This window comes from Paraburkholderia sp. SIMBA_027, from assembly GCF_046535315.1.
GTDB lineage: Bacteria > Pseudomonadota > Gammaproteobacteria > Burkholderiales > Burkholderiaceae > Paraburkholderia > Paraburkholderia tropica.
This window is the reverse complement of the sequence record NZ_JAWRWY010000043.1, coordinates 1-9,225: the sequence shown is the minus strand read 5'-3', so window position 1 is coordinate 9,225 and position 9,225 is coordinate 1. Positions and strand designations below refer to the sequence as shown.

The 9,225-nt window shown below is 59.0% G+C and carries 8 protein-coding genes and 1 pseudogene; 5 read left to right on the top strand and 4 right to left on the bottom strand.

The genetic code is table 11. The annotated features are described in order from the left end of the window. The first annotated feature begins 342 nt into the window (after positions 1-342). On the top strand, positions 343-693 hold the full coding sequence (locus tag SB764_RS37765; protein WP_410866432.1) for a hypothetical protein: 351 nt from the start codon (positions 343-345) through the stop codon (positions 691-693). Between the two features lie 323 nt (positions 694-1,016). On the opposite strand, the gene SB764_RS37760 is transcribed toward SB764_RS37765, so the two are convergent. The 3 genes from SB764_RS37760 to SB764_RS37750 form a co-directional block, all read right to left on the bottom strand. After that, positions 1,017-1,991, bottom strand: coding sequence for a hypothetical protein (locus SB764_RS37760; RefSeq protein WP_410866431.1), 975 nt, complete (start codon positions 1,989-1,991; stop codon positions 1,017-1,019). Positions 1,992-2,395: 404 nt separating this feature from the next. Beyond that, entirely contained in the window at positions 2,396-2,902 is a 507-nt protein-coding gene (locus tag SB764_RS37755) for a hypothetical protein (protein ID WP_410866430.1), read from the bottom strand. 63 nt (positions 2,903-2,965) lie between these two features. Beyond that, positions 2,966-3,382 carry a hypothetical protein gene (locus SB764_RS37750; protein WP_410866429.1) on the bottom strand — a complete coding sequence of 139 codons (417 nt, stop codon included), beginning with the start codon at positions 3,380-3,382 and terminating at the stop codon, positions 2,966-2,968. Positions 3,383-4,242: 860 nt separating this feature from the next. Here SB764_RS37750 and SB764_RS37745 point away from each other — a divergent pair. Next, positions 4,243-5,982 (top strand): OmpA family protein, encoded by a 1,740-nt coding sequence (locus SB764_RS37745; protein ID WP_410866428.1) that lies wholly within the window; start codon positions 4,243-4,245, stop codon positions 5,980-5,982. Between the two features lie 24 nt (positions 5,983-6,006). Here the strand turns inward: SB764_RS37745 and SB764_RS37740 are convergent, their stop codons facing one another. Continuing rightward, positions 6,007-6,339 (bottom strand): hypothetical protein, encoded by a 333-nt coding sequence (locus SB764_RS37740; RefSeq protein WP_410866427.1) that lies wholly within the window; start codon positions 6,337-6,339, stop codon positions 6,007-6,009. A gap of 189 nt (positions 6,340-6,528) precedes the next feature. On the opposite strand from SB764_RS37740, the gene SB764_RS37735 reads away from it, so the two are divergent. The 3 genes and pseudogenes from SB764_RS37735 to SB764_RS37725 all read left to right on the top strand — a co-directional run. Beyond that, positions 6,529-7,761: a hypothetical protein gene (locus SB764_RS37735; RefSeq protein WP_410866426.1), complete on the top strand. Its 1,233-nt coding sequence runs from the start codon at positions 6,529-6,531 to the stop codon at positions 7,759-7,761. 61 nt (positions 7,762-7,822) lie between these two features. After that, positions 7,823-8,686, top strand: coding sequence for a hypothetical protein (locus SB764_RS37730; RefSeq protein WP_410866425.1), 864 nt, complete (start codon positions 7,823-7,825; stop codon positions 8,684-8,686). A gap of 87 nt (positions 8,687-8,773) precedes the next feature. After that, a pseudogene (locus SB764_RS37725) lies at positions 8,774-9,225 on the top strand (hypothetical protein); the annotation flags it as partial.

Genomic DNA, 9,225 nt, shown 5'->3' with positions numbered 1-9,225 from the left:
CATCCGTCGGGTAGGGTCTGCGTTTTGCCATCTGGCCAGGATACCAGGTCTGGCCGCAAGTGCCTAACACGCTCTAACGGGATGGTGGCGTCACGTTCGATACGTCGAAGTAGTTTGCGGATGAAGTAATTGCACGAACCCGTGCGCGAAAGTGGCGAACTGGACACAGCCCCCCCGACTTTTGCAGACGATTCAAGCCCTCGGGAATTTCAACCGATAACCATATTGTCGGCGGTCTGCTGTGACACGAAGGCACTGAAGGAGTAGCGCGGTGTGCTCTGAACCTACGCGATCTACAGGCCACCGAAAAATCACAACGAGGCCGAAAGCGGGAGGTCAGGCATGAAAGTCTACACAGGTGCACTCGCGTTGCTCGGGTGGTTGGCGCAACGTGAAAGTGCGTCGGTTAGCGAAATCACAGCCTCAGGATTGATGGGTTCCCGCGAGGCATCGGACGTCATTCGGTACGCGCTACGCAATGGCGTCGTCGAGCGCGCAAATGGAGAGGCAGCTCGACGCGGCTCCGCTCGCTACCGATCAACAGGCGTTCCATTGCCCGAGCCACGCTCCAGGAACGTCGAGGCTTCTTTTGACGGCCTGTTGCACGCATGGGGAATCACCACGGAGCCTTTGCAGCTTCGCGTGCTGGATGCGCGGGTCCACCAGATCTCCGACGCGTCGCGGGAAATCTGAAAGCACCTGTCGCCAGGCTGTCGGTTCTGAGGCGAGTCGTGTCAACGATCTTCTCGTTTCTCGGTGTGGCGCATCTCGCACCGCTAGCACTCAGTATGGGGCACTGTCTAGGCTGCCGCTTCTAGCGCTCATTAAGAGCCTTGAATAACCGATGCCGGTTGCATTTCTGCCGTATCTCATCGTCGGGCGAGCGATGTCTTACAGCTGATTGTGTCTTCGCGATTCGAGAAATGGACACTGGTAACTGCGCTCTTCGGCGCGTATAAGCCAGCTGACTAGCTTCGTATTAAGCTTTAGACTTTTGGATTCGCTCCAGACTCCCTCTAATTTTCCGCCGCCGGAAGTGTTACCAATTGCTCGACCCGCATCGACAATGAAGATTCTGTATTTGTGCTGTGCCATGCAGGTATGCTGTGTTCGGCATGATTTCCTCCTGAGTTCAGAAAGCCGAGCGCGTCGAAAGTGCCAAGAAACTGATCGTATCGTTTGACGTGCGTATTCTCCGCGATCACGCAGCCAAAGGTCATGATGTGAAGACGCTCAAGGCACTCATCAGGAAGGTCGGCGATTGCATTTCCGATGACCAGTGCACCTTTGCTATGACCGACCAATGTCGTGAAGTTGTTCGCTAGTCGCAGCAGGGCGTGGAGGACATCCGAGGAGCCACTTCCGCGGCGAAAGACCGGCACGCCTGTGCCTGGCGCCACGGCGTGCCCTGGTGTGGTCGCGAGAAGTTGGCGTCCTATTGTTGCGGCATCCGGTGCAACGCGAGCGAGTATGTCCTGGACCGGCTGTTTGATCCAGTAGCTGTACATCTCGAATCCAAACCATCCGCCGAGAGCTTGCTGCACGACATCCGCGAGTCCGTATCCAGGCACGATCGCAGCAACGGGCTGTTGAAAAGCGGTGGAGACATTCCACGCAAGGGCAGCTGAGCCGAGTGCAGAGCTTCCGACGCCGCTGACCGAGACGGCCTCAACACGATGGACACCGCTCGCGAGCGCATCGACGAACGTCTGGAAATCGGTGAAGCGCAGGACGTGAGGTGCGTTGGCCGCGTTGACGATGAGAATTGAGCCTTCGGGGTTCAGCATTGCGCTGAGATTTGCTTGTTCTTGCACAGGTTGGTCGGCGGCTGCATCGGTCCAGTCAAGCTCTACACCGTCGCGCGCAAGCGTGCGGCTAAACGCTTGTACGTCATAGAAAGCAAAATCGAGCGCAGCATTTGCAAATCGCAATGCAGTAAGGGCCGGCACCATTTGTGCGCGCTGAACTTCGAAGTTGGCAAGCGGGGGCATGAAGTAATCCGCAATGCTGAGCATAGAATCGGGACCTCACGAAAAGGGTGCGTCTGCAGACCGCCTGCTGGGAACCGTCCGAGGGGATGAGCACTGTGTGCTCGAGTCGATTTAAGGCGAAGAGTCGGCCCACTTCCAGATTTCGCACATCCGGCTGTGTGCAGTAAGCCACATACTCGTGCAGTTGGTATGGGCGACGTAAAGAATCGTTCGTGGAGCCGAAGGAGTGTGACGGCCATGCGCCTCGCCAGAGGGCATTGCTTCACAACGCGAAACCCAGGTTGGAAAATTCACGCAGGATCCGCTTTCAGTCGTTTTTGCAGCACACGGTTCGCAGTGAGTCCCGAGCCTCGCTCGGACCTCGCCGGATGAGCGCTACTCTTGTCGACGAAGGTCCATGCAGGTTACTGCGTTGCGGCTTGTGTGACGACGTCGTTCATTTGAACCGGCACTGCGATCGTCGCGAATGACCATCGGACATCAAAGGGCGCATTGGCGACCCCGAATTGCTGTGTCAGGCGCGTCGTGCCAGGACGCAACGTTGTGAAAGGCGTGCAAACAGCGGTATTCCGCCCTGTGTCTGCGCTTGTGAGCGGTGCGATCTGGCAGCTCACGGGCTTGCCGCGTCCGTCACGAAGCTCGAACTTCTCAAGCAGGATGTGTGCGTTGGTACCACCGGACACAGTCAGCGGATAGCCGAGCAGAGCGCCGCGATAGCGTGAATTTGGTCCCATCGGGTCGGGCTGCTCGATATTCTGCCATGAGAGCGGGGCGTCCTTCTGGCCATCATAGGGATAGACTACGAGTTCGGTATCGGCAATCGCGGGTTTGGGGTCCGCAAAGTCCACGACGGTGATATGACTATCGCCCGGCGCAACGGCTTCGCCGGCGCGTGCCCAGTCATAGAGCATGGCACCCCGGTGATACGGCGAATCGAATATCTCCTCAATCGGAAGCGCCGGAACGCGCTGACCTCAGTAGACAGCGAAAACCTCACTCGCCCCCGTCGTCTCAGTGTGCTGACGCACCCGCGTTGTGACGTCTGTACCCGAGAATCCAGGAAGTCCCGCGCTCTCGTCGTGGCTGCTTGCGCGATTGACCTCCAGGTAGTGCGCGTGTGCAGCCGCAGCTTCAGCCACGAGCGGGTCGGCAGCGATCACGTTTAGACCGAGTTCCGCGCGTCGCGCGTTCAGATAGCTGATCGCCGTGGGCACGGGATCAACGGACAGGATGGCGAGTGCAGCAGGACCCGGTGCCGTGTGAAGCGTAATGCGCGGGCCTGTATAGGGCGGCTCGGAGACTTGGGGCAGAGCCGGTTTGGTCGCGCATGCGTTGAGAAGGGTCAGGGCAGCAGCGAGCGGAATGGCCGCAAGTGTTCGGAAAAGCATCACGAAGATCTGTTCTTTGTTGGTATGTTTGATCTCCTTATCGGCAAAATTCGTTTGAGGTTTAGAGAGTGGGGAGCCGCGTACTCGATCGCGATGCCCAGAATAATTGCCAATTCGTGGTTACCAGCTGCCGGCCTGAATGGGGAAAGTGGTGATAGCTTGACGCGTAGTTGACTATGCAACGGTAAGGAGCGACTTGAATGCACCGTGAGCTAGCGAAGAGAGCATGCCGATTATCGATTTGTCGGCCGTTTGAATCAGCGTGCAAACGTTTTACATCGCAGAAAAATCCAATTTCGAAAATCTTGATCGCTGACTGGAAAAACGATTGAGACTGTCCAGCCTGAGCGGCCTGTGTTCGTGGACAAGTCAGTTCGGGGAGACTTCACACGTCGGTTCGTGTACGAACTCATCCGGCAGTCGAATTGGCGCGCTATCGTCTGTGTTTTCCTGATAAAGTTTGCGTCAATCAAAATGAATATACGAATTCGGGGAAAGAAGTGAAATCTATTCAATTCGCATAGGACGCTAGCGTTCGGCCACGTTGGATCACGCGCGCCTCCTTCATAAAGGCGAAATATTCGCCGTGATCGGTGTTCCGTACTCCGATAGCCGGTTCGCACGTACGCCGTCACTGTTATCGCGCTGCAATCGCGAGCGGGGCGTCATATTCGTTTAAACAATCACGCGGGTCCTGGACAAATTCGTCCAGCCCTCAAGATTGCACGCGCCATACCGATATAAGAAAGGTGACACTGTCACGATCGAATCGGAAGTTGTGATCGCAACCGTCTGGGAATTTGCGCGGTGCGACGGGGGACCACAGTGAAAAAGAGAACGTATACCGCATGAAACGATGCATATTGGTCGGCGTATCGACAACGGTGATTGCAGGTTGCGCGGTGAATCCGCAAACGGGGCAACCTGAGTTTTCTCCGGCCGTAAAGACAGAATTCAAGAGTGTTTTCGACAATCCCGACCCCTGTTCCAATAATGACCGCAACATCGCGGCAATCATTGGCGCGGGCGCAGGTGCTGTAGTTGGGCACTATCTTGGGAAGAATGTCGCGGCCACGGTGGCAGGAACCGGCATCGGCGCGCTGGTCGGCATGATGATTGGACACGCGATGGACGAGCGCCGTTGCAATCTCTATCACATTGCGCAGCAGTACCAGATGAAGCTCGCGAGCGCGCCAATCAAGGCCACCAGCATTGACGCTGCAAATGGCCAAGGCGATGTAGTGGGGCTCGACGTGCAGATGGGCGGTGTCGATGATGAGTTCCTGCCCGGTACCGCGACGCTCACGCCACGCGCGAAAGAGTATCTGGGCAAGGTGGCTGACCAGTACAATCCGAAAACGTTCGCGACATCGCTGGACGCGCAAACGGGCAATGCCCAGAACGCACGACAGACTGCGGTCGCACATTCCGCGAACCAGAACGCGGCGGCACAGCGCCAATTGCTGATCGTGGGTCATAGCGACGAACGCGACAACATGTCGGGTCCCGATCTCGCACGGCTTTCGGAAGCTCGAGCGAAAGCGGTTGCGGAAGTGTTTCGCCAGCATGGCGTGCCGGCCGCCAATATTGCATATCAAGGCGCGGGCGACTCGCTGCCGATCGCGCCGAACGGTACGGTCCAAGGCCGCAGCGACAACAACCGCGTCGAAGTCGTCGACGTGCCGAACCTCGATGCGTTGAAGGCGTATGCCAGCAACCGCTCCGCGAATCCCGCCAACTTCGCCGTCGCGCGTCAGGCTGACCCGGGAGCATCGGGTCAGGATGATTGGCGCACGAGCGACCTCGCACCTGCCGGCGAAAGCCTGACGACGCCCGCTTTGCTCGCGTCCAATACGCCGACGACGCCGCAACCGGCGGCAGCGATTCACAAGGTCACGCGCAAGAAGGCGGTGCGCGCAGAAACAACGTCGGCGGACACCACATCTAATAGCGCCAAAGGCGACGTGCCGGGTGCCCCAGGCGCGCAGGCAGTTGCTTCCACAAGCGCACACCCAGCAAATCCGGTGGGGGCAGCCGGTGGTCTGGGCTTTGCAGGCAAGCCGCTCCCTGCGGCGGGTTATCAGGTCAATCTGGGGGCGTCCAGAGACAAGTCGTCGATGTTCAATTTCATCACGGACGCGCATGCCGACACGCCGGTCATTATTGGTTCGTGTTTGCAGGACCGGCCGCACGCGAGCACGCTGATTCGCTCACTCGCGACCAACCAGCCCCTCAAGGTGGAGGATTCGATGCCGGGCCTGTATGGCCAGCCGTGGTTCGGCAGCCAGGGCGACACTGCTGTCGCGTTGTTGCGCGTCTATGTACCGAGTGACGCGGCGGCGCCCGTACCACCCGTCACCGCCGAGATATATCGCCGCGAGGGCAGCGGTTATGCCGCTGCACCCATCGCGCGCTTCAGGGACGCACCGGTGAACGTGTATCGCGGCGCTGACGCGACGCTCTATCGCGTCTTCCTGCAAGGCTCGGCGCAATGCGTCGATCTGCGCGTGCCGACGAAGTCCGCTTCGGGCAGTGGTCTCGTCGTCTATCCGTGGAACGACGCGGAATACAAGGCAGTCGTCAATTTCTCATCGAAGGGATAAGCCATCGTGCAACATGCCATCATCTCAGCGCTGTCTTCGCTGCCGTTCCTCGTCTCCGTGACGGTGGCAACGATTCTGGCGGCCTTTTTCTTCTGGCTTCGTGCCGACAGCTTCCGTTTCACTGCGTTCGCTTATAAACGTTGGTGGGCATTCGGGAACGACCATCGGGCCGAATTCCAGCGTCTCACGAAAGAGAGCGGCGATTCGACGGTGAACGACGGGCTCGTCCAGGCCGAGCTTACGCTGTGCACGACCTTCAAGTCGGTCATCTCGGGATCGAGCAACACGGAAGTGACGGCGGGCCAGTTCGGCCGCGCGAAGAACTATCTGAAGATTACACAGCAGACCGATATCCATCCGCCTTCGATGATGGCGCGCGTTGGCCTGTTCGTGCTGATTCTCGCTGAGTCCGTGGGCACGGGCTATGTGCTCGCGCCGTGGATGTCCACTGAAATCACACCGTCTCAGGCGAACCTCGCGGCGGGCGTACTGGCGCTAGCGGTCGCGATCGTGCTTGCGCTGCTCACGCACACGACGGGCGCGGAAATGGCGAAGTTCTCGCACTTTCGCAAGCGCCATGGTTCGGAAGGTCTCGAAGTTCGTATCGATCTCGGCGACGACCAGGATCAGGACGCCTACTACATCGACCCGAATACGAACGCTGTGCGGCAGAATCCGCTGCCGCGCCGCTTTGCCAACCGGGTGGACGATCCGGGCGTCAAAGGCCCGATCCTGCTCGTCGTATCGGGCGCGATCATCATTGCGATCATGGTGGCGATCTACGTGATCCGCGTGAATGGCGTGGAAAGCGAAGCAACGCGCCAGATTGTCTCGATGGAGACGAATGGCGTTCAGGGCGGGGGCGATGCGAGCCCGTTCGATTCAGCGGGCACTTCGTCGGCATTGCCGCCGAGCGTCGCTCAGGCGCAGCAGGCGAGTCGCAAGGACGTCGCCGAAAGCCTTGGTGGCAACTACAAGGTTCAGGGTATCGCGGCTTCTCTGATGCTCGCGCTGATCTATCTCGTCACGCAGTTCACGGCCTTTATTGTTGCATTCAAATCGACGTTTAGCGGGCAGGGCGAAGCGGCTTACGACTTCACGCGCAACCAGCCTTCGTTCGAAACGTTCCGCGCACGCTTTCTCCAGCCGAGGATCGCGCGTGCCGAAAGTTTCCTCACGCAGTTGCGGGAAGCTCGCAAGAAAAGCAATCACCGCATCGGTACGCTGACGTTTGAGTCGTTCCTCAAGCACGGCGAGCAACGCGAAGAGCAGGCGCGCGACAACGTGATCGACAGGGTCGCCGCCGACGTGGCCACGGGTAAGAGCGAAGGCGAGCGCGAATTGCGCTACGAGCTCGCATTGAAGAACCATAACTTCTCGTCGGGCGAGCAGGATCAGGTGATCAAGGCGTATCAAGCCGCCATCCTGCGTACCGATGGCATTCGTAGCAAGCCGGCAGCAACGCGCCCGCTCGCACAGACGCTGGACACAACGCTCATACGTGTGCAGGCCGATGAGCGGGCGGCGCTGCAGGAGGCGCAGGCGACAATCGAGGCAGCGCGCGCGCGCCCCACTTCGCCTGTGGAGGAGGCGGCGGACATCAACGCGCTTGCACAGGCGTTCGCGGCGTTGCCCGACAATCTCGCGAAGGGCGAGTTCCTCGAGAAACAGGCGTCTACGCTTTCCAGCGATGACTTTGCCCAGTTGAGCGATGAAATCAAGCGCCGAAAGCGGCTTGCGAAAACGACTGAGAAGTTCAGCGACCTGCTGGACGACTGAGCCTCCTGAATGATCGCCGTGGCACCTTTCCCGGGAGCCGCGGCAAACCGACTGACTGCACATGAAGATTTTCAAGACACTAGGCAAGGCCGTTGCGCTGGCCGCGCTCAACGTTGCCACTGCGGCGCACGCAGGACTCGTCAACGATGTGCCGAGCTGCTACGGTGCGTTCCATCTCGCAGCCGCGCCACAGCAGCCGGCGCGTGTAGTGTACGTTCTCATCGATCAAACCGTGCTGCTCGATCAGTCGCTCAAGCAATCGGTGCTCGACAACGTGGATCGTATGATCCAGCCGGGTGCGAAGTTCGTGATCGCTGAGTTTTCCGCGTTTGCCCAGGCTCATTACCTCAAGGTGCTTCATACCGGTTACGTTGAACAACCGCTGCCCGATGATGCCTACAACACGCTGCCGATCACAAAAGCACCGCAGATCAAGGCCTGCTTCGGCCAGCAACTCGCGTTCGCGCGCAAGATGGCGGCGTCGACCACGCGGCAGGCAATGGCAGAGTCGACTTCGACACTCAACGCTTCTGAAATCATGGCGGCGCTTGGCGAGCTGGGGCCGGCCGTGCGTAATGATGCGGCGTCGGACAAGGTGCTGTTCGTCGTGACTGACGGACTGGAGAACTCGCGCACCTCGTCGTTCTATACGCATGGTGGTGTGCGCGATATCAACCCATCGACGGAGCTTGCGAAGGCACGCGCGAATGGCATGTTCGCGGATCTCGGTGGAGCGAAGGTCTATGTGCTTGGTGGCGCGATGATGCCGCCCGCGACCAGTGGTACGCAGGCGCAGCGCGATGGCTATCGCGATTCGAAGACCGTCCACGATCTGCGTGATTTCTGGCAGGGATATTTTGAGTCGTCGCACGCACATTTGGTTGAGTTCGGCGCGCCGAGCCTTGTCACGCCGGTCTCGTACTGACCTGCGGGCGGCCCTGTTTGAGACGGCTCATGGAGCAAGAGGGCAGCGGGGACGAATCGGTTTAGCTGGCCGCGATAGTGCTTAAACTTGAACGCGCTCGCTGCGCACAAGATCGGCTTTGCCATCGGCAGTCGGATCTGTAGAGATTCCGACCACCTCGGCAAGCCTGAGCGACAAATGCGCGCTCCATTCTCCATTCTCAGAGTCTGGCGAAGGCTTCGCCAGACTCTCCATCAGAGAGCTGGCAGTCTCAACAAATGGCAAGCTTTGGTGATTGCTCGACGCGACTTTCCGTACAGCGTGGTCGCCGAGTATCAGCGGGATCGAATGACGGCTTCAGGTGGCGGATTCAACCGGTCGACGCAACACCTAGAATCTGCGCGAGCAGCGGAGGAGTTGCAAATGAAGCAGCGACCGAGAATTTACTACTCCGAGACCCAGAAAGCGCTGATGTGGGACCGCTGGCGCAAGGGTGACACTATTCATCAGATTGCCAAACTCTTCGATCGGGGCCATTCTTCGATTCAGCGGATACTCTC